Origin of the sequence: Gordonibacter massiliensis (ex Traore et al. 2017) (assembly GCF_019731765.1) — a bacterium.
GTDB classification, from domain to species: domain Bacteria; phylum Actinomycetota; class Coriobacteriia; order Coriobacteriales; family Eggerthellaceae; genus Gordonibacter; species Gordonibacter massiliensis.
This window is the reverse complement of record NZ_JAASIO010000001.1, coordinates 826,574-847,972: the sequence shown is the minus strand read 5'-3', so window position 1 is coordinate 847,972 and position 21,399 is coordinate 826,574. Positions and strand designations below refer to the sequence as shown.

The 21,399-nt window shown below is 65.0% G+C and carries 9 protein-coding genes; 5 read left to right on the top strand and 4 right to left on the bottom strand.

Features of this window, described 5'->3' with window-relative positions:
• Positions 1-2,429: DUF7601 domain-containing protein (locus HCH03_RS03435; RefSeq protein ID WP_221688342.1), on the bottom strand; the 2,429-nt coding region annotated here is incomplete at its 3' end.
• 354 nt (positions 2,430-2,783) lie between these two features.
• Here HCH03_RS03435 and HCH03_RS03430 point away from each other — a divergent pair.
• The 4 genes from HCH03_RS03430 to HCH03_RS16285 are packed head-to-tail and all read left to right on the top strand — an operon-like array spanning position 2,784 to position 7,773.
• Positions 2,784-3,482 carry a response regulator transcription factor gene (locus tag HCH03_RS03430; RefSeq protein ID WP_221688341.1) on the top strand — a complete coding sequence of 233 codons (699 nt, stop codon included), beginning with the start codon at positions 2,784-2,786 and terminating at the stop codon, positions 3,480-3,482.
• Positions 3,479-4,588 carry a HAMP domain-containing sensor histidine kinase gene (locus HCH03_RS03425; protein ID WP_221688340.1) on the top strand — a complete coding sequence of 370 codons (1,110 nt, stop codon included), beginning with the start codon at positions 3,479-3,481 and terminating at the stop codon, positions 4,586-4,588. The genes HCH03_RS03430 and HCH03_RS03425 overlap by 4 nt, the downstream gene beginning before the upstream one ends.
• 48 nt (positions 4,589-4,636) lie before the next feature.
• Positions 4,637-5,419, top strand: a complete 783-nt coding sequence (locus tag HCH03_RS03420; protein WP_080144521.1) for an ABC transporter ATP-binding protein — start codon at positions 4,637-4,639, stop codon at positions 5,417-5,419.
• Between the two features lie 2 nt (positions 5,420-5,421).
• A complete protein-coding gene (locus tag HCH03_RS16285) occupies positions 5,422-7,773 on the top strand; it encodes an ABC transporter permease (RefSeq protein WP_221688339.1) in 2,352 nt (783 codons plus the stop codon).
• 292 nt (positions 7,774-8,065) lie between these two features.
• Here the strand turns inward: HCH03_RS16285 and HCH03_RS03410 are convergent, their stop codons facing one another.
• From HCH03_RS03410 to HCH03_RS03400, 3 genes are all read right to left on the bottom strand, one after another.
• Positions 8,066-12,925 (bottom strand): leucine-rich repeat domain-containing protein, encoded by a 4,860-nt coding sequence (locus tag HCH03_RS03410; RefSeq protein ID WP_221688338.1) that lies wholly within the window; start codon positions 12,923-12,925, stop codon positions 8,066-8,068.
• Positions 12,926-13,568: 643 nt separating this feature from the next.
• On the bottom strand, positions 13,569-18,494 hold the full coding sequence (locus HCH03_RS03405) for a 2-hydroxyacyl-CoA dehydratase (protein ID WP_246599500.1): 4,926 nt from the start codon (positions 18,492-18,494) through the stop codon (positions 13,569-13,571).
• Positions 18,495-18,555: 61 nt separating this feature from the next.
• On the bottom strand, positions 18,556-19,320 hold the full coding sequence (locus HCH03_RS03400) for a TetR/AcrR family transcriptional regulator (RefSeq protein WP_368042411.1): 765 nt from the start codon (positions 19,318-19,320) through the stop codon (positions 18,556-18,558).
• A gap of 1,069 nt (positions 19,321-20,389) precedes the next feature.
• Here HCH03_RS03400 and HCH03_RS03395 point away from each other — a divergent pair.
• Positions 20,390-21,361, top strand: coding sequence for a biotin--[acetyl-CoA-carboxylase] ligase (locus HCH03_RS03395; RefSeq protein ID WP_221688337.1), 972 nt, complete (start codon positions 20,390-20,392; stop codon positions 21,359-21,361).
• Positions 21,362-21,399 lie beyond the last annotated feature (38 nt).

Here is a 21,399-nt window from a genome sequence, read left to right as displayed (position 1 = left end):
TGGAAGTCGGCGGTGCCGGTGACGGTCTTGTAGGCCTTGAAGTCGAAGCCGGCGTTCTTGGTGTTGAGGGCGGTCACCTCGATAACTTGACTGCTATCGGAGAAATTGGGAGTGAACTCGTTATGGTCGCTTCCCTGACCGCCCGAGTAAGTTACATTGAAGCCGGGCTCGCTGCTCGTCTCAACGAGTTTGTAGGTTTTTCCACTCGTAAAAACAAGCGTCCAGTCGGTGATCTCGGTCGTGCGCGAGCTCTCCTTGTAGAACTTGATGGGTGCCGGGGTGTCGGCAGCCGACGGGGTAACCGTTCCGTAGGCAACCGCGGTGCCGGAATCGTCCCGAATCTCGAACTCGAAGGTCGCAGGTTCGAAGTCGGCGGTGCCGGTGACCGTCTTGAAGGCGCTGAAATTGCAGGATGTTTTCGCATTGGTGAACGTCACCCAGTTGGCGATCGGCGTGGCGTCTTCGACTATCTCGCCAGACCACGAAGACGTGCCGGGCTCCTGGCTGCCCCCCTCGCCCTCAAGGGATGTCTGGAAACCAGGGTCGGACGGTTCGGTTACTTTGTACTTCGTTCCAACCGGGATGTTTTTGATTACTATCGTTTGGCCATGCTTGAGGGTCACCTTTGCCTTGCCGTCGACAACGTGCAGAGCCCCCTCGCTCGACGAGCTGCTCGTGCGCAAGGTGTAGGGGTAGTCTATCGTTTCGGTTCCCAGTTCGATTTCGAACTCGAAGGAAAGCGAGTTGTCGGAGGTGCCGGTGACCGTTTTCTTTATCTGCAAGCTACCGTACGAACCCGCGTCCTGGGTGTTGGTGATGGTGACGTATCGATATTCGCCGTTATCGTACTCCCACTTAAGGCTGCCTTCCATTCCCGCAATCGGCTCTTCGACCACGCGGTACTGATCGTACCCGTCGGCATCCAACCCGGTGAAGGTGTGGAACCGCGAATTGCTGCTATCGAGGACGGCGCTCTCTATATACGTGTCCCCTTTGTACAAGTGCACTGTAACCGGCGCGGAATCCGTGCCCTTATCGAACGCCTTCCTCACCGAAAGCACCTTGTCGAGCTCGCCGGCGAACAAAGCGCCATTGCAGGCGATGCCGCCTCCCGAATTGGTTCCCGAGACGTTCCCCTTGAACACCATCGTTGCGGCGTTCCTTGCTTGATCCTTGTCTGCTTCGCTTATTTCAGCAGTAAGGTATTTGCTGGTGATAACGTATTGGTATCCGTCGGGTTCGAGCGATTTATGTTGGAATTCGTCGTACCATCCGATGCTCCCGCCCCCAAGACAGGTAGATGAAGCGTAGAAGGGATATTCGCCTCCGCTGTGCGCAATGTCATTTCCTGCGTTGGTACCCGTGGCGGTGTTGTCGAAAATCGCATAGCTGTTGGTGATGCTGTATCCGAGAAGGTTGGTGCCGGTGTTGCAGCACCAGATCCCGCCACCGGTTTTCGCTTGGTTTTCGGTTACCAAGATGTTCTTCGCGTACGTGATTGAGTCGTGCTCGATATACATGCCGCCGCCGTAAGCGGTCGCCGTGTTGTTGTAGGATACTTCGCCCGCGTTGAGATAGGACGTGCCGTTCGAGAATATGCCAGCGCCCCGGGAAACGCTGCCCGTGGCAGTGTTGTTCGTCACCTTTCCACCGTTCATGACGAACGTTGCCGCAAGAGCTACGTGAATGCCCGTGCCATAGTTGTTGTCCGCCGTCGAATGGTTGTCTGAGATTTCGCCGCCCTCCATCGTGAACAGAGCGGGAACCGTGGAATCGCCAACGTAGACTCCGCGGGTGGTGCTGCCCGTTATCACCGCGTTGCCGGTCAGCGTGCATTCGCCGAGCACCCTGACCAAGTCTCCGCTTCTGCCGGCTCCGTCGATTTTAAGATTGCCGCCGATAGTGAGCTTGCCGCCCGATGCAACCGTGATCAAAGGCGTGCTGTTCGTAGTGTTTCTTGTAAGGCTGCCGCCGGAGGAATGGGAAACCAGGGTTATGTCGCTGCCCGCAGGGATGCTGATGGGGCTGGTGACCGCTATGTCGCCTTTGATGGTGATGGTGGTCGGGGAACCACCGGCACCGGTTATGGCGTTCTGCAACTCCGACAAGGTCTCCACCGTAGAGTCGGCGAACGGAACGATCTCCGATCCGGCCAGGGGCACGACGACGGCCCCGCTGGGCTCGTCTTGCTTGGGAGCGGCCTCTTCGAGGCCGTCTTCCTCTGTTCCGGGGCTCTCGCCCTCTTCAAGGTAGGCTTCGCCGCCTCCCCCCTCGTCGGCCTCGCCGACGGCGGAGGTCTCTTCGTCCGCGAGCGGCAATGCGCTCGCGCCGGTGTCTGCGGGGTCGGCCGCGAAAGCGGTCAGCGTGTTCCCCGGGAATAGCGTTAAGACTAAGGCAAAAGCCAAAGCAACTCTCGGTAGTTTTCTCATAGACTTCATTCCTTTTTACTCCGCCCCTGTGCGTTTCCACCCGTCCACATCAGAAGACATGGACATGCGGCGATGCTAGCATGCAGGTTCTAAACAGGTCTTTTCCCAAATCTAAAATGATTCTTAAATCTTCGAGGCAGGCGGCGAATGAATTGAATTTCACCTGTTCAAACCAAGAATTCGGGAACCCTGTCCGAGCGTGAGGGGCGCTGCGGAAAGCCTTCTTGGGCCCTGCGCCCCGCCTCGCGGGCAAACGTCGTCCCCCGCAAATTGATACCCAACAGTAACTTTTCGCCGAACGGCAATAACCTACACTGTGGATAAAAGGCCTATGCGGGGGCGAAGGGGTGGACCATGCATTTTGATTGCCTTGTTGTCGATGACGAGGAAGCCCTGGGCAGAAGCGTGTGCGAGTACTTCAACCTTTTCGAAGTGAAGACCGAATGGGTTCCGGGAAGCAAGGAGTGCACTGCTTTTCTCAAGGGGAACACGACCGACCTCATACTGCTCGATGTGAACCTGGACGGCGAATCGGGCTTCAACCTCTGCAAAGAGCTGCGCGAGAAGTCGGACCTGCCCATCCTGTTCATCAGCGCGCGCTCGAGCGACGACGACGTCTTGCTCGGACTGGGGCTGGGAGGAGACGACTACATCGCCAAGCCCTTCTCGCTCAACGTGCTCCTTGCGAAGACGCAGGCGCTCCTCAGACGCTACCGTCGAGACGGCGCCGACAACGCGCCGGATTCGGAATCCTGCTCGTTCGGCCGCTACACGCTCAACCAGGCCCGCATGTGCCTTGAGGAGGGCGACAAGGAGATCGAGCTCAAGTCCATGGAGTACAAGCTCTTGGCCTACCTCGCGCAGAACAAAAACCGCACCGTTCCCAAAAACGAGCTTTTCCGCCGCGTGTGGGGCGCCTCGGTCACGAGCGATGCCACGCTGAACGTGCACATACACCGGTTGCGCGAGAAGATCGAAGACGACCCCAACAACCCCCGCTACATCAAAACGATGTGGGGAGTCGGGTATCGCCTGGAGGCGCCCGACGCATGAGGAAGCGGCTTTCGATACTAGCCGCCGTCTACCTCGTTTGCCTCGCGTGCGTCCTCGCCCTCTTTCACACCCCCATCGAAGCAACCGTCGACCTGGCCGCCCTCAACGATACGGCCATGACCGCCAAGGACGAGAACTGGGACGCGAAGCGCATCGCCGCCGAACTCGACCGCGCCTACGATGAGATGGCGGCTCAAAAGCAGGCGCGCAACCTGGGTTTGGAAGCCGGGGTGATCGTCCTTCTCACCGTTTTTTGCGGAGCGCTCGCGGTTGCCCTAGTGAGGATAGAACGCAGGATGATCCGCCCTTTCAGGCAGATGGAAAGCTTCGCCCAGCAGGTGGCTTCGGGCAACTTGGACGTGCCGCTGGCCGTCAACAAAGAGAACAGCTTCGGCGCCTTCACCGAAAGCTTCGACCTCATGCGCACGGAGTTGGCGCGGGCGCGCGAGGCCGAGCAGCGCGCCAACGCGAGCAAGAAGGAGCTGATAGCCTCCCTGAGCCACGACATCAAAACGCCCGTGGCGTCCATCAGGGCCACCTCGGAGCTCATGGCGACAACGGCTCGAAGCGACAAGCAAAGAAGCCAGGCCGAGACCATCGTGGCCAAAGCGGACCAGGTGATCTGCCTGGTCGACAATCTTTTCGACTCCACCATGCGCGAGCTGCAGGAACTGGCGGTGCACCCCCAAGAACTGCCCAGCCGCGATATCGTCGCCCTGCTCTCCAAGGCCGACTACGAGAAGGCCGTCGTTTTCGGAGACGTTCCCGATTGCCTCATCTACGCCGACCCGAGCCGGCTGCAGCAGGTGTTCGACAACATCCTGGCCAACTCCTACAAGTACGCGGAAACCGACATCGCGGTGAGCGCGTCGCTCGAAGACGACATGCTGGTCGTCGACATCGACGACCACGGAGCCGGGGTGGCCGACAACGAGCTGCCCCTTCTGACCAACAAGTTCTTCCGCGGGAAGAACGCCCAAGGGAAGAAGGGCTTCGGCCTGGGCCTGTACAACGCGGCTTCCTTCATGGAGGGCATGCAGGGCGGCCTCGAATGCTTCAACAAGCCCGGCGGGTTCACGGTCCGCCTCATGTTCACCCTCGTTTGAGCAATGCCCACCACGACCCCGGGGCCGCAGAGCCCCCGCAAGGAGACCATGGCACCGAACGCTACGCGCGAAAACCAACCGCCGATCCTATCCACGGTCAAGCTCAGCAGGTCGTTTTCCGACGGCGGCGTTCAGCACCACGCCCTGAAGAACCTCGATCTTCAGATCAACCAGGGCGACTTCACGATCATCATGGGGCCGTCGGGCGCGGGGAAGTCGACCCTGCTCTACGCCCTTTCCGGCATGGATCGGCCCACCTTGGGCAAGATATACTTCAACGGGCACGACATCTCCTCGCTTTCGGACGACAAGCTCGCCGTGTTCAGGCGAACGCACTGCGGGTTCGTGTTCCAGCAGATATACCTGATAGACAGTATGAGCCTGATGGACAACGTCCTGGCGAGCGGCCGGCTGTTGGAGCGCAACACGCGCAAGCTCATCGTCGAGGCAAGGAGCCTGTTCGAGCAGGTCGGCATCGACAAGGATTCGTGGTCGAGGTTCCCAAGCCAAGTCTCGGGAGGCGAAGCGCAGCGCGTGGGCATCGTCCGTGCGCTGATCAACCATCCGCACGTGGTGTTCGCCGACGAGCCGACCGGGGCCCTCAACTCGTCTGCGGGAGAATCGGTGCTCGACGTGATGACGGCGGTGAACCGAGGCGGGCAAAGCGTGGTCATGGTGACGCACGACCTCAACTGCGCCCTCAGGGGCAATCGGGTCCTGTACCTGATGGACGGGCGCATATGCGGAGAGCTGGACCTCACGCCGTACGAAGGCGCCGACAAGGAAAGGCGCGCATCGCTTCACAGCTTCCTCGAGCATTTGGGATGGTGAGCGTGAGAAACCTCGTCCCCCTCGCCATCGCCTATATCAGGAAAAGCAAGAGCCAGACGGTCGGCATGGTGGTACTGGTTATGATCTCTGCCTTCCTCTTGAACATCGGGCTCACCTTCCTGTTCCAGTACGGCCAGTTCTTCGACGAGCGCGCCGACGAACTGAACGTCCCCCACCTCACCCTCCTCCAGCCCGAAGCCGCCACCACGCCCGAGCAGAAAGACTACCTTGCGCAGTATCCGGGACTGAAGGACCTGGAGACGGTCCCCGTGCTCTCCGCGCAGGGCGAGTTCTCCGCGAAAGGCTCGAAGACGACGGCGGTTTTCATATTCGATCGCGTCGACGCGAACCAGAGCATGAACCCGCCGACGCTTCTCGAGGAGGGCCGGCCCCTCGACGACGGGTCCGTGTACGCGCCCTACATCATGAAAACCGCGGGGAAGTACGAGCTCGGCGACGATTTCACCTTCACGATCGGAGGGCGCCAGAAGACCTTCAAGATCGCGGGCTTCACCGAAGAGATCACCTTCGGCTCGCTCATGAGAACGAACTACCGATTCTATTGCACGCCGGCCGCGTACGCGGAGCTGTCCGAAGACCTCACCCTGACGAACAGCGTTCTGCTCGCCGCGCAATTCGAGGACGTCGGCGAGAGCCTCTCCCTGCTCGACGACTATTACCGGGAGTTCTTCTTCTCCCACGAGATGGAAAGCGCCTCGTCCGCCGACATCGAGGCCCTGCCCCTGCAGCTCGTGCGGGAAGACCACACCTCCATCCCCTGGGTTCTGGCCGTGCTGCTGATAGCCTTCGCGCTGATCCTGCTCGTCATCTGCCTTCTCACCATACATTTCCGCATCAGCGAGAGCATCGAGCAGAGCGTGCAGGACATCGGGGCGCTGCAGGCCATGGGATACACGAGCCGCCAGATCGGCTCGTCGCTGGTGCTGCAGTTCCTGCTGATAGCGCTCGTGGGAAGCGTCGCGGGGATACTGCTGGCGCTGGCCGTTCTTCCGGGCATCGCGCTGGTGCTGGAAAGCCAATCGGCCCTGCGGTGGCAACCGTCGCCCGACGCCGCGCTCGTAGCGGCAACCCTCTTCGCCATCTGCCTGATCATAGCCCTGGCAACCGTTCTGGCGTCGTTGCGGTTCAGGAAGCTCCGCCCCCTGACCGCGCTGCGCCGGGGCATAGAGGCGCACAACTTCAAGCGCAACAGGTTCCCGCTGGAAACCACGCAGGGGCCGCTTTCGCTGATCATCGGGGCCAAGCAGATCGTGGGCAACGCGCGGCAGGGGGCCATGCTCTCCTTCATCATGGCGGCAGTGACCTTCGCCGCCGTGTGCGGCATCTCGATCTACTACAACGTAGGGGTGGATTCCAGCGGGTTCATCAAGGTGATCACGGGGGAAACGGCGGATGCGACCCTGGTGGTGAACGACGAGCGCGACACCGAGAAGGTGCTGGACCGGCTCAACGCGAGCCCCGACGTGCGCAAGGCCTTCGGATTCCAGAGCACGACGCTCGCGGTCGACGGGGTAAACACCGTCGGCTACATCGCGGAGGATTTCGGCTGCCTGGAAGGGGACATGCTCGTGTACGGGCGGTATCCCAAGCATCGAAACGAGATCGCCATCGGGGGCAACGTTGCGAGCATGACGGACAAGGGCATCGGAAGCACCCTGACGGTGGCCAAGAACGGGCATGCGGAGGAATGCTACGTCACGGGCATCCTGCAGATGCTCAACCACGGCGGCCTCATCGCCGCCCTGCCCCTCGACAGCCTTCGCTCCCTGCAAAGCGACTACCGGTTCACGCAGGTGTACGTTTCCCTTGACGAGGGGGTGGACGTCGACGCCTTCTTGGACGCGGCGGCCGGCGAGTACCGCGAGGACCTTGCCGCCGCGGTCGACACGAACGCGATGCTCGATACCAAGTACGGCAACTACGCGGACATCGCGGCGCTCATAGCCGCCCTGGTCCTCTGCATCACCCTGGTCGTCATCGTCCTGGTGTTCTACACCGGCATGAAGACCACGATGATGCGCCGCAGAAGGGATATGGGCATCCAAAAGGCCCTGGGGTTCACCACGGCCCAGTTCATGAACCAAATCGCGTTCAACTACGTGCCCATCATCTTCGTGGGCGTGGTGGTGGGCGGCGTGGCGGGGTATTACTGCTTCAACCCGCTGTTCGTCCTCGTCACCGCCGCGTTCGGCGTCGTGAAGACGTCGCTTCCCGTTCCCTACGGGTGGGTGGCCGCCACGTGCGCCGTCTTGGTGGCCGTATCCTACCTCGTGTCGCTGTTCGTCGCGCTGCGCATCCGCAAGGTCTCGCCCTACGAGCTCATAAGCGAGTAACGCGACGCGAGGGCAACGCGCCTGTCGATATTGCCGCCTCGGTTGATCTTACATCCCCGTTGACCCCGTGGGGCGCTCTCCAGAGCGCCCGCTCGCGCGCAGCGCGAGAACGCGAGCCTCGGTTGCTTTTCCGGCTTCGCCGGAACGGGCGCTCTGGAGAGCGCCCCTACGGGGGTTGCCGTCGTCGCATGCGACGGCCCCGTCCCCCACCTAGCCCGGGAACGCGGGCTGCAGCGTCGGGATGGGGCCATGTCGAAGACTCCGCCCAAACGCGCGCTCCCCGCACCCTGGCCTACCGGCGGGCGCTCCTGCGGCGGACGGCGAGGGCCAGCGCCGCGGCCGACGCGAGCGCGAGCGCCAGCGCGAGCCACGGGGCCGCCCCGAGGCCGTCGCCGGTTGCGGCGATGGCGGAGAGACCGGACCCCGGAGTCGGGACCGGCTTCGGGGCCGGGGTCGGGCCGTCCTTGGGCGCGACCACCGCGAAGGGCGACAGGCTCGCGAACGCGCCCGACGCGTAGCCGCCGGCCACCTTCGCGGCCGCCTCCTCCAGCACGCCGTCGGCGCAGTGCAGCACGGCGACCTCCCGGCCGTCGTTTTCGGCCCCCACCGGGATCGACGCCTCCGCGCCGCCCCACAGGCGCCCGGAGGCCAGCGACAGGCAGAGCTCCGCCAGCGCCACGCCCTCCGCCTCGCGGGCACGCATCGCGTCGCAGGCGTCGCACGTGCCCGCCGGGTGCAGGCCGCCTTTCTGCGCGAGCAGCCCTGCGTTGGACGACAGCACGCCGGACACCTTCGCGCCCGTGGTCGCGTCGACCAGCGTGCGCTGGGCCATGTCGTAGAAGCCCCATCCCTTCAGGGTTTCGCCGCCGAAGACGCCTTGGACGTAGTTCTCACCCTGCGGGAAATAGAGCTCGCCAGAGGCGGAGACGCCGACGAAAGCACCCTCGCCGAGCGCGGGCGCGGAGCCGTGAAACTCGAGCGCCGCCAGGTTGGAGCAGTCTTGGAACGCGCTCGCCCCGACGGTCGCCAGACCCGAGGGGAAGGACATCTCCTTGAGGCGCGTGCAGCCGGAGAACGCGAAGTCACCGACGGTCGCAAGGCTCTCCGGGAGCGCCAGGCGGGCAAGCTTGCCGAACGTGCCGGGGACGAAATTAGTCCCCGATACCTCCTTCAAGCCGCCCATCCCGGACAGATCCAGGCCGGACAGGTTGGCCCACGCGTTGCGGTCCAAGTAGCAGTTCTTGAGCTCACTCCAGTCGGCGCCTGCTATCTTCGTCGCGGCACCGGTCAGCTCGATGTCCTTCGCGCCGATCTTGCCCTTGCCGACCTTGGCCAGCGCGGCGTCGATGGCGGCCTGCATGGCGGTGCCGCTGCCGTCGCCGCCGTCGAAGGCGACCTCGAGCGCGTAGAAGGGCTCGTACGTCCACCCGCTCGGCCCGTTGGCGCCGAACGAGCCCTTGTATGTATCCGCGTCCGGGCAGTACACCATGCCGGTTGCGGCGACGCCTTCGAAGGCGTCCGCGCCGAGCATCGGCGGGACATCGCCGCGGAACGCGAGTTCCTCGAGGTTGGAGCAGCCTTGGAACGCGCCCTCGCCGACGGAGTCCAAACCGGAGGGGAGGGACAGGCTCTTGAGGCCCTTGCTGCAGCCGTAGAACGTTTCAGGCTCGATGACGGACACCTTCGCGGGGATCTCCGAGAGGATCAGGTTCTCGCAACCGGAAAACGCGCTCGCGCCGATGGAGGAGAGGCCCCAAGGGAGGCGGCCGAAGTATATATTGGGGCAGTCCCGGAACGCGGACTCGCCGACGGTCTCAAGGCCGTCCGGAAGATACTTGAGGGCCAGGTTGGTGCAGCCTTGGAACGTGTAGCCGCCGACGGTCTTAAGGCCGTCCGGGAGCGCCAGGTCGGCGAGCCCGTCGAACGTGGCGTTGCCGGGATCGGCCCCCGACACCTCTTTCAAGCCGCCCATCCCGGACAGGTTCAAACCGGACAGGACGGTCCAATCGCCGTCGGTCGCGTAGCACCCCTTGAGCGCCGTCCAGTCGTCGCCGGTTATCTTCGTCGCGGCACCGGTCACCTCGACGTCCGTCACCTGGTAGCACTCCTTCCCGGAGGCGGCCAGGGCGTCGTCGATGGCTTTCTGCATGTCGCCGCCGTCGGCGAAGGGGACCTCCAGCGTGTAGGAGGGCAGGGCCTCGATCGTCCAGCCGTCCGGCAGTCCGGTGGCCCGCAGCACGGCCTCGTAAGTCTGCTTCGAGGCCTCCGGGCAAAACGCCTTTCCCACTGGGAGAACGCCCCTGAAGGCGTCCTGGTCGAGCACCGCCGGGGGGTCCTCGCCGTAGAACGAGAGCTCCAGGAGGCTGGTGCAGCCATTGAACGCGTTCCCGCTGACGAACCGCAAGGCGGACGGGAGGACCATCGTCTTGAGGCCCTTGCATTTGGAGAACGCATAGGAGCCGATGGAGGACACCTTCGCAGGGAGCGCCGAGACAGCCAGCTTTTCGCAGCCGGCGAACGCTTCTTGCCCGATGGAGGAAAGGTTCGCGGGGAGCTTCGCAAGCGCCAGGCTGGTGCAGCCCAGGAACGCGTGGTCGGGAACGTCCTCGACGCCGACGGGGAGCTCCTCGAGGGTCAGGTTCTCGCAGTCTTTGAACGCATAGGAGCCGATGGAGGTAAGGCCGCTCGGAAGCTCGTCGAGGGCCAGGTTCGAGCATCCGTCGAACGCGTTTTTGCCGACGGCCTCGAGGCTGCTCGGAAGCTCGTCGAGGACGAGTTTGTCGCAGTTTAGGAACGCGTATTCGTCGATGGTCTCGAGACCGCTCGGGAGTTTCAAGTCGACAAGCCTGTTGTAATAGGGATCTTGGATGGACGGATTATCGACGCCCACCGCCGTCAGCTCGCCCATGCCGGACAGGTCCAGACCCGACAGGTTGGCCCACTCGCTGTCGCGTTGGTAGCAGCGCTTGAGATAGCCCCAGTCGTGCATGCCGGCTATCTCCGTTGCGGCGCCGGTCACCACGATGTCCTTCGCGCCGATCTTGCCCTTGCCGACGCCGGCCAGCGCGGCGTCGATGGCTTTCTCCATCGCGATGTCGCCGTTGAATACGACCTCGAGCGTGTAGAAGGGCTCGTACCTCCACCCGCTCGGCCCGTCGGCGCCGAACTCCGTCTTGTACGCATCCGCGTCCGGGCAGTACACCGCGCCGTCTTGGGCGACGCCCTTGAAGGCGTCCACGTCGAGCTGCGGCGGGTTCTCGCTGCGGAACGAGAGCTCCTTGAGGTTGGAGCAGCCCTCGAACGCGCTCTCGCCGAGGAACTTCAGGCCGACCGGGAAGGACACCCTCTCGAGGTTCTTGCAGCCGGAGAACGCTTTAGGTTCGATGGCGAGCACGTTCGCGGGAATCTCCGAGAAGTCCAGTTTCTCGCACCCGGAGAACGCGGACTTTTTGATGAACTCGATGCTGTCGGGGAGCCTGCCCAAGACCAGGCTAGTGCAGCCCTCGAACGCGGATTCGCCGATGGATTTGACGCCCTCGGACAGCGAACCGAGGGCCAGGCTAGTGCAACCTTGGAACGTGCAGGCGCCGACGGACGTGACGCCCTCGGGCAGGTATTCGAGGCGCAAGCTGGTGCAGCCGGAGAACGCGTAGTCGCCGATGGAGCCCATGGTATTCGGGAGCCACACGTGAGCGAGCTTGCCGAACGCGGCGCCGCCTCCGTCGGCCCCCGACACCGTCCCCAGCTCGCCCATGCCGGACAGGTCCAGGCCCGACAGGCTGGTCCAGGCGCTGCCGTCCTTGTAGCAGTCCTTGAGCGCCGTCCAGTCGCCGCCGGTTATCTCCGTCGCGCCGCCGGTCACCACGATGTTCTTCACGCCGCCCTTGTCCTTGCCCTCGAGCGCTTTGTCGATGGCGTCCTGCATGGCGGTGCCATCGTTGAATTCGACTTGGAGCTCGTAGAGGGACGCGTACGTCCACCCGCCCGGCCCGTCGGCGCCGAACTTCGCCTTGTACGCATCCGCGTCCGGGCAGTACACCGTGCCGCCGACGGCGACGTCCTTGAAGGCGTCCGCGCCGAGCTTCGGCGGGGTATTGCCGCCAAACGAAAGCTCCTTGAGGCTGGCGCAGCCCTCGAAGGCGCTCTCGTCGACGGCTACAAGACCGTCCGGGAAGGACATCCTCTCGAGACCCTTGCAGCCGGAGAACGCGCGGTCGCCGATTAAGGACACATTCGCGGGGATCTCCGATAGGACCAGGTTCCCGCATTTGAAGAACGTGTAGATGCCGACGTACTCGAGCCTGTCTGGGAGCTTCAGGGTGACGAGCCTGTCGAACGCATCGTTGTCGCTGACGTACCCCGACACCCCCTTCAGCCCGACCATCCCGGACAGGTCCAAACCGGACAGGCTGGACCAGTCGCTTCCGGTCTTGAAGCAGTACTTGAGCGCCATCCAGTCGTCGCCGGTTATCTCCTTCGCGTTGCCGGCCACCCTGATGTCCGTCACGTCGACCTTGTTCTTGCCCTCGGGGAGATTGGCGAGCGCATCGGCGATGGCGGCTTGCATGTCGTCGCCCTCGTTGAAGGTGACGTGGAGATTCTCCGTCGACCCGTTCCCGAGCAAGCCGTTCCCGGCCCCGCGTGGCGCGGCGGCGGGAGCGGCCGCGGGCGCCTGCGGCGCGACCACGGTCACGGACACCTGGGGCAGCTGCGCGCCGGGCGCGGGCTCGAAGCCCTTTGGCAGCACGGCCGAAAAGACATGGGTTCCAGGCGCGGCCGGGTCGTCGTCGGCGCACTCCCACGAGACGCCCTCCACGGAGATTCGCGCGCCGTCCCCGTCCCGCGCGAGCAGCGAGCCTGGCAGGTTCGGCAGGTACTCGCCCGCCGCCACGTCGTAGGACGCCGGGTCCGGCTCCTCGAACAATGCGAGAACGACGGGAGCGGCCTTCCCCTCGCCCGGCGCGGAGCCGTCCGCCGTAAGTGCGCGGGCGGTCGTCGCGGAAGCGTCCGCTGCGAGGTTGCTCACCGAGGACGTGTCCGCGCCCGGCGCGGGGCCGTCCTGCGCCAGCGCCGCCGCCGGAATGCCCATGGCCGCCAAGCATACGCACAGCGCCGCCGTCGCCAACCTCCTGCCGATGGAAGCCTTCTCCATGCCGTCTCCCTCTCGCCGTCGGCCACGTAAGGGACGGGTTGTGTTCCCTGCAAACGCAGGGAACACAAAAGGGGTACCCCTTTTCAGCGATCGAACGCGCCTTCTGAGATTCCCGGACCCGACCGCTCACGCGGTTCCACCTTGCCCCGCACCGATTCGATCGGGGCATTCGTCAGGTCGAATATACGCCAAACGAATCTGCAAAAACATCGGCCGGTATGAGGTTTCGCGAGCTTTTTTGTTTTTTCTTCCGGTGAAAGGCCTGCTAGACGGGCAGGCGGGAGAGCGTACGGGCCGCTTCCGCGCCCCCCGTCGACCTTGCGCACCCGTTGACTTCGTAGGGGCGCTCTCCAGAGCGCCCGCTCGCGCGCAGCGCGAGAACGCGGGTTGCGGCCGGTTTTCCGGCTTCGCCGGAACGGGCGATCAGGAGATCGCCCCTACAAAGGGAGTGCGAGACGATACCATCCCTGCTGCTTTTCCTGCTCTGCCGGAACGGGCGCTCTGGAGAGCGCCCCTACGGGGGTTTGCCGTCGTCGCTTGCGACGGCTCCGTCCCCCACCTAGCCCGGGAACGCGGGCCGCAGCGTCGGGACGGGGTCGCCGCCACAGGGGACGACCCCCCTCCCCGCACCCGGGGTGCGAACCTACGCTTTCTCGGTCTCTATCTCCAGCTCGCCCATCTTCTCCTGCGCGGCGTGTGGACGGCCGGCGTCCACGAACTGATCGCGCGTCGCCTTCGCCTCGGCCTCCTTGTCGGCCAGGTTCGCCTTCGCCACGGATATCATGAGCTTGATGCGGTTGAGCTGGTTCACCTCCGACGCGCCGGGGTCGTAGTCCACGGCCACGATGTTGCTGTCGGGGTAGCGGCGGCGCAGCTCCTTGATCACGGCCTTGCCCACCACGTGGTTCGGCAGGCAGGCGAACGGCTGCGTGCACACCACGTTCGGCGCACCCGTCTTGATAAGCTCCACCATCTCGGCCGTGAGCAGCCAGCCCTCGCCCATCGAGTTGCACAGGCTCAAGATCTCGCTCGCGTACTCGGCCAGCTCGTAGATGTCCGCCGGCGGCTGGAAGCGGCTCGACGCCTTGAGCGCGTTCGTCACCGGCGCGCGGAACTGCGCGATGACCTTGAGCGCGATGCGGCTGCCGAACGCGCCCTTGGCGGAACGCCCGAGCGGGTCCTTCTGGAAGATGCTGCCGGCGATGCCGAACAGGAAGAACTCGATGAGCCCCGGCACCACGGCCTCGCAGCCCTCGCGCTCGATAACGTCGACGATCTGGTTGTTCGCCGTGGGGTGGAACTTCACCAGGATCTCGCCCACCACGCCCACGCGCGGCTTCGTGCCCTCGCCCGCCAGGGGCAGCGTGTCGAAGTCCTCCACGATGCGGCGCACGGTTTCCTTGAACTCGCTGCGCTTCAGCCCGCGCGCCAGCTGGCCCTTGCACGCGGCCATCCAGTGGTCGAACAGGCGGTTCGCGCTGCCCGGCTCCACCTCGTAGGGGCGCGTGCGGTACAGGCACATCATGAGCAGGTCGCCGTAGCCCAGCGCGTACACGGCCTGCAGCAGCATCTTGGGCGTGACCTTGAAGCCGGGGTTGTCCTCCCCCAGGTCCTTGAACGACAGCGCGATCACCGGGATATGCGGCAGACCCACCGCGGCCAGCGCCTTGCGGATGAGCGAGATGTAGTTGGTGGCGCGGCAGCCGCCGCCCGTCTGCGTGATGATGACGGCCAGCTTGTCGGTGTCGTAGCGCCCCGACATCACGGCCTCCATGATCTGCCCGGTGACCAGGATGGACGGATAGCAGATGTCGTTGTTCACGTACTTCAGGCCCGCGTCCACCGCGCCGTGGTCCACCGACGGCAGAAGCTCGAAGTTGTAGCCCTCTTTGTTGAATATCTCCACGAGCAGGTCGAAGTGGATGGGAGCCATCTGCGGGCAGAGGATGGTGTAGCCCTCGTCCTTCATCTGCTGCGTGAACACGGCGCGCGGGAATTCGCTCGAGGCGCCTTCGCGCTGGCGGAAGCGCTCGATGACCTCGGGCGCGGCCTTCTCGGTGAACGTCTCGGGCGGCGCGGGCACGGTGGCGGCGGCTGCGGCTCCCGCCGCCTTGAGGGCGGCCTCGCTCTCCTCGGCCAGCTCCTCGGCGATTGCCGCCTCCGTCGCGCCGGTCTTCTCGGCCACGGCGGCATCGGGCGTGGAGATGAACTTGTCGGGGTCGAAGTTCATGGCCGGGCAGCCGCGCGGCACGAGCTCGGCTTCGGCGGCCTCGTCGGCCTGGTCCTTCAGCGCCGCCAGCAAGCTGCGCACGCGGATGCGCGCCGCGCCCAGGTTCGACACCTCGTCGATTTTGAGCACGGTGTACACCTTGCCCGCGCGCTCGATGATCTCCTGCACTTGGTCGGTGGTGAGCGCGTCCAGGCCGCAGCCGAAGCTGTTGAGCTGGATGAGGTCCAGGTCGCGCCGCTCGGTGGCCACCTTCGCGGCCGCGTACAGGCGGGTGTGGTACATCCACTGGTCCACCAGGCGTATCGGGCGCTCCAGCATGCCTAAGTGCGCGATGGAGTCCTCGGTGAGCACGGCCAGGCCGAAGCTGGTCAGCAGCTCGGGAATGGCGTGGTTGATCTCGGGATCGTTGTGGTACGGGCGGCCGGCCAGCACGATGCCGTGCGTGCCCGTGGCTTCCATCCAGGCAAGCGTCTCCTCGCCCTTCGCGCGGATGTCGCGCTTGAACGCCTCGTCCTCGGCCCACGCGGCGTCCACCGCGGCGTCCACCTCGGCCTGCGTCGGCGCGCCGGGCGCGCCCATGAGCTCGGGATGCGCTTCCACCAGTTCCACGAACAGGCGCTTCTTCAGGTGCTCCTTCTGGTCGTAGGGCAGCCACGGGTTCAAGAACGGCACGTCGGACGTGCGCAGCTCGTCGATGTTCAGACGCAGCGCCTCGGGGTAGCTGGCCACGATGGGGCAGTTGAAGTGGTTGCCGGCGCCCTCGTCCTCCTGGCGCTCCCATTTGCTGCACGGGAACCAGATGAAGTCGGGATGCTTGTCCAACAGGTTCATGATGTGGCCGTGGCTGAGCTTGGCCGGGTAGCACACGCTCTCCGACGGCATGGACTCGATGCCGGCCTCGTAGGTCTTCTTCGTGGACGGGTCGGACAGCACCACGCGGAAGCCCAGCTTCGTGAAGAACGTGAACCAGAACGGGTAGTTCTCGTATAGGTTCAGCGCACGCGGGATGCCCACCGAGCCGCGCGGCGCCGCGTCGGCGGCCAGCGGCTCGTAGACGTCGAACAGGCGGCTCGACTTGTACTCGAACAGGTTCGGCACGACGTTCTTGTTCTCGTCGAACGTGCCCGCCCCCTTCTCGCAGCGGTTGCCCGTGATGAAGCGGCGGTGCTTGCCGGTAACGTCGTCCTTGCCGAAGTCGTTCACCGTGAGCAGGCAGCTGTTCGAGCAGCCCTTGCAGCGCACCGTCTTGTGCGTGGGGGAAAGGGCCTCGATCTGCTCGAGGGAGAGCAAGGTGGAGGCGACGGTCGCCGGGGCGGCCAGCTTGTCGTCGTCGGAGCTCCACGCGGCGCCGGCTTCGGCTTTGCGGGCCTCGCGCGCCACGGCCTCGTGGTAGCGGTCGCGCGCGAGCAGGGCGGCGCCGAACGCGCCCATGTTGCCGGCGATGTCGGGACGCACGGCCTCCACCTCGGACAGCTGCTCGAACGCGCGCAGCACGGCGTCGTTCAAGAACGTGCCGCCCTGCACGATCACCTTCGTGCCCACGTCGTGCGGATCGCGGATCTTGATAACCTTGAACAGCGCGTTCTTGATGACGGAGATGGCCAGGCCCGCGGCGATGTCGCCCACGGTGGCGCCTTCCTTCTGTGCCTGCTTCACGCGGGAGTTCATGAACACGGTGCAGCGACTTCCCAGGTCGACGGGGCGCTCGGCCTCGATGGCCGTCTGCGCGAACTCGGCCACGTCCAGGTTCAGGCCCGTGGCGAAGCTCTCGATGAAGCTGCCGCAGCCGGACGAGCACGCCTCGTTCAGCATGATGTGGTCGATCACGCCGTCCTTCACGCGCAGGCACTTCATGTCCTGGCCGCCGATGTCCAAGATGAACTCCACGCCCGGCAGCATCTCCTGCGCGCCGCGCAGGTGCGCCACCGTCTCGATCTCGCCGGAGTCCACGCGCAGCGCCTCCAGCAGCAGGTGCTCGCCGTAGCCCGTCACCGTGGCGTGGCCGATGCGCACGATCGGGCGGCCCGTTTCCTCGTCCACCGGCATGGCGTTGTACAGCCCCGCGAGGGCCGCTTTCGCGCAGCCCAGCACGTCGCCCTTGTTGCTGGCGTAGTGCGACCACAGAAGCGCGCCGTCCTCGCCGATGAGCGCGGCCTTGAACGTGGTGGAGCCGGCGTCGATGCCCAGATACGCCGTGCCCTCGTAGGCCATGAGGTCGCCGCGGCGCACGGTCTCGGCGGCGTGGCGGCTCTTGAACGCGGCGTAGTCGTCGGGAGTGGCAAACAAGGGGTCCAGGCGCACCACCTCGGAACCCTGGATGTCGCCCAGGTTCTTCAAGCGGTCGAGCACGTCGGACAGGCGCTCGGCGCGCACCGTCTCGCTGGCCGCGCCGGCGATGGCGCAACCGTTGGCCACGAACAGGTGGGCGTTGGCGGGCACGATGATGTGCTCGTCGTCCAGCTGCAGCGTCTCATAGAAGCGCTTGCGCAGCTCGGGGAGGTACTGCAGCGGGCCGCCCAGGAAGGCCACGTGACCGCGGATGGGCCGGCCGCACGCCAGACCGGAGATGGTCTGCGTGACCACCGACTGGAAGATGGACGCGGCGATGTCCTCCTTGCGCGCGCCCTCGTTCAGCAGCGGCTGCACGTCGGTCTTGGCGAACACGCCGCAGCGGCTGGCGATGGGGTAGATGGTCTGCGCGCCCTGCGCAAGCTCGTTCAAGCCGCCCGCGTCGGTGTTCAGCAGCGCCGCCATCTGGTCGATGAACGCGCCCGTGCCGCCGGCGCACGTGCCGTTCATGCGCTGCTCGATGCCTTGGTCGAAGTAGATGATCTTCGCGTCCTCGCCGCCCAGCTCGATGGCCACGTCGGTGGCGGGAATGAAGGTTTCCACGGCCGTCTTGCTGGCGATGACCTCCTGCACGAACTCCACGCCCAGCCACTGGGCCAGCAGCAGGCCGCCCGAGCCCGTGATGGCGATGGTCATGGCCTCGCCGCCGAAGTCGGCCGCGGCCTCCTCCAGCACCTCCACGATGGTGGCGCGCACGTCGGCGTGGTGACGGCGGTACACGGAGAACTTCACGTCGTTCTCGCCGTCGAGGATGGCCAGCTTCACCGTGGTGGAGCCCACGTCGATGCCGATGTGCAGCGTGCCCTCCGCCGGCACGGGAGCGTTCGCCGCGTCGACAGCGGGAGCCTGCGCGGCGGCGGCCGGAGCGTTCGTCGCGTTGGATGCCTCGCCCGAAACGCTCGGCGCGGAACCTTCCGACGCCGACGCGGGGCTTGTCGCCGCGCCTTCCGTCGTCTGATCTTCGTTGGTGCTCATGGGCTCGTTCGCCATGGCCTTCTCCTTTGCAAGTTCCCTCGTATCGGCAGCTTTCGAAGCGTGCGCTTCGAAAGCGCTACAGTTTGATCGATTCGCCCGGCTTGATGAAAAACAGGCGCATGGCTATGAGCGCCATCTCCTCCGAGCTTTCCCGCATGCCCGTCTCTATCCACCGCTCTATCACGCCCAGGTAAGCCGAGGCGAAGAACGCCACGTAGTAGCCCACGAACGGCGCGGGATCGTTGCGGTAGCGCTCGTGCAGGATGGACTGCACGAGGTTCGTGCACACGGAGTCGCGCAGGCGCGGGCCGAAGCGCACGTCGCCGCCAGGGCCCAGCACGGCGTGCAGGAAGTCGCCCTGTTCGCGCAGGTAGTCGAACAGCTCCACCAGAAACGGCAGGGGCTTCTTGCGCGCGCGGTACGTCATGAGGCTGCGCACGGTGAGGTCCTGCATCTGCTCCTGGAAGCGCTCGAGGTCGCACATGACCTCGTCTTCCAGCGTCGCCAGCAACGACTCCTTGTCGTGGAAGTGGTTGTAGAACGTGCCGCGATTCAAGTCGGCGCGGGCGCACAGGTCGTTCACCGTGAAGCCGTCGAAGCCGCGCTCCTCCATGAGCTCGATGAGCGCGTCGCGTAGCGCCCGCTTCGACCGCGTGATGCGCCGATCCTCGCAGCACGTCGCTGCGGAACCCGCCGCGACGGGCTCTGCTGCAACCGACGCTGCCTTCCCAGCGACAGGCCCTGTTGCGACCGGCATGGCCTTCCCGGCGACGGGCTCTGCCGCGACCGGCGCGGCCTTCCCGACCCTTGCGTTCGCGCTTTCTGCCACGGCAATCGCCATGCGCGTCCTTTCTGTAACAGCCCGTTCGACCGGCTCGCCCAAGCAGCCCGCCCGAGCAGCCCGTTCGACGAACTAGGTGCTTTTGAACATTTCGACCAATAATGAACACTTTGTTCAATAGTGGCTATTGTACGAGGAAGCCGTCGAGATTTCAACGCCTCTCCACAAACCCCGGCGGTTCGGCAGAGAGAACCCGCCGAAACGCACGAAAATGCGAGCAATGTTGCGTTTCGAAACCTGCATTCGCAGCCGCGTTCTCAAGCAATTCTTGAATTACCTGTTCAGAGACTTAGCGCGTTGTACAACAAACGAGGCGGAGCGCCTTCATCGACCCGAAACGCAACATTGCTCGCATTTTCGTGCGTTTCAGGCATCTTCCACTGCCAAGCCGGCATTGGCATGCACCCGGCCGGGTTGTCATCCTGAGCATGCAACAGTCCAGCGGACTGTTGCACTCCCGAGCACGCGGAGCGGGCGCAGGGAGGCATCGCGAAGCGATGGGCGGCGCGGGCCGCCGGAGTCGAATAAGCCGTCGGAGTCGAAGGATCCCGCGCGGCGGCAGCCGAAGCGTTTTCAGTTGGCACCGAGCGGGTTCCTTCGTCCCCGCTTCGCAGGATCCCCGGCCTTATGTCGGAGTCGATGCGAACCCGCCCGTATGGCTCGACGCCGGATCCCCATCGAGCGGACGAACAGGGACACGCGCGGCCGACCCTGCAGCAAAAGCGGCTCTGAAGTCACGAAAATCACCACTGTGAAGCAGCTTGCGCGAACGGCAGGTAAGCCGGCGTCTCACGACCTGGGAAAACGCACACAACTCGGAAAAGAGCGCGCCCAAGGAGCGCCCGGAGGCCCTTCGGAGCCGCGAAAACGCTTCACAGCGGTAATTTTCGTGCTTTCGAGGCGGAGTTTCGTACATGAAACCTCCCCCGTATCGAAGCACACCTATCCGAAATGGGAGTCCCAAATGGGAGCAGGCGTTTTTGGGACATTGTCACCCCGTTGTACGTCGAGCGTTGACACGAAGGGCGCGCTTCTCCTAGCATGGGGGTTCGCGAAGGAAAGGCGCTCGATGGGAACCAAGGAACAATTGCTGCGGATGCTGGAGGACAACCGCGACCGGCACGTGTCGGGCGCGCGGCTGGCCGAGGCCATCGGGGTCAGCCGCAACGCCGTGTGGAAGGCCGTGGAGGCGCTGCGCGCGGAGGGCTACCGCGTCGAGGCGGCCACGAACCGGGGGTATCGCCTGGCGCAGGAGAACGACCTGCTGTCGCCCGCGAGCATCGAGCGGTTTCTGCCCGAGGACCATCCGTTCGACATCGCGGTGCGCAAGCGCCTGGACTCCACGAACGCCGAGGCGCGGCGACGCGCGCTTGAGGGCGCTCGCGAGGGCACGGTGGTGCTGGCCGAGGAGCAGACCGCCGGGCGCGGCCGCTTGGGCAAGACGTTCTACTCCCCCGCCGGATCGGGCGTGTACCTGAGCATGGTGCTGCGCCCGAGCCTGCAGGCCGACCGCGCGCAGTACCTCACCTGCGCCGCCGCCGTGGCGTGCGCGCAGGCCATCGAGGCCGCAACCGGCAAGGAAGCCCTCATCAAATGGGTGAACGACATCTACTGCAACGGCCGCAAGGTGGCCGGCATCCTCACCGAGGGCGTGGTGGACATGGAATCGGGGCGCTTCGAGCATGCGGTGCTCGGCATGGGCGTGAACGTGAGGAAGCCCGCCGCCGGCTTCCCCCGCGACATAGCCGACGTGGCCGGCGCCGTGAGCGACGAGGCCGTGGGCGCGCTGCGCAGCCGGCTGGCGGCCGAGATGCTCATGCGCTTCTGGCGCCTCTACGAGAACCTGCCCGACCTGGCGTTTCACGAGGAGTATCGCCGCCGCTGCTTCCTGCTGGGGCAGCCCGTCGTGGTGACGCGCAACGGCTCGCGCGTGCGCGTGCGCGCCGTCGACCTCACCGACGACTTCAAGCTGGTGGTGGAGCTTCCCGACAAAACGCGCTGGGAGCTGCCGTACGGCGAGGTGAGCACGGCCCGCATTTGACGGAGACCGAAGACGTCGACGGCGCGAGGGGCGCTGCG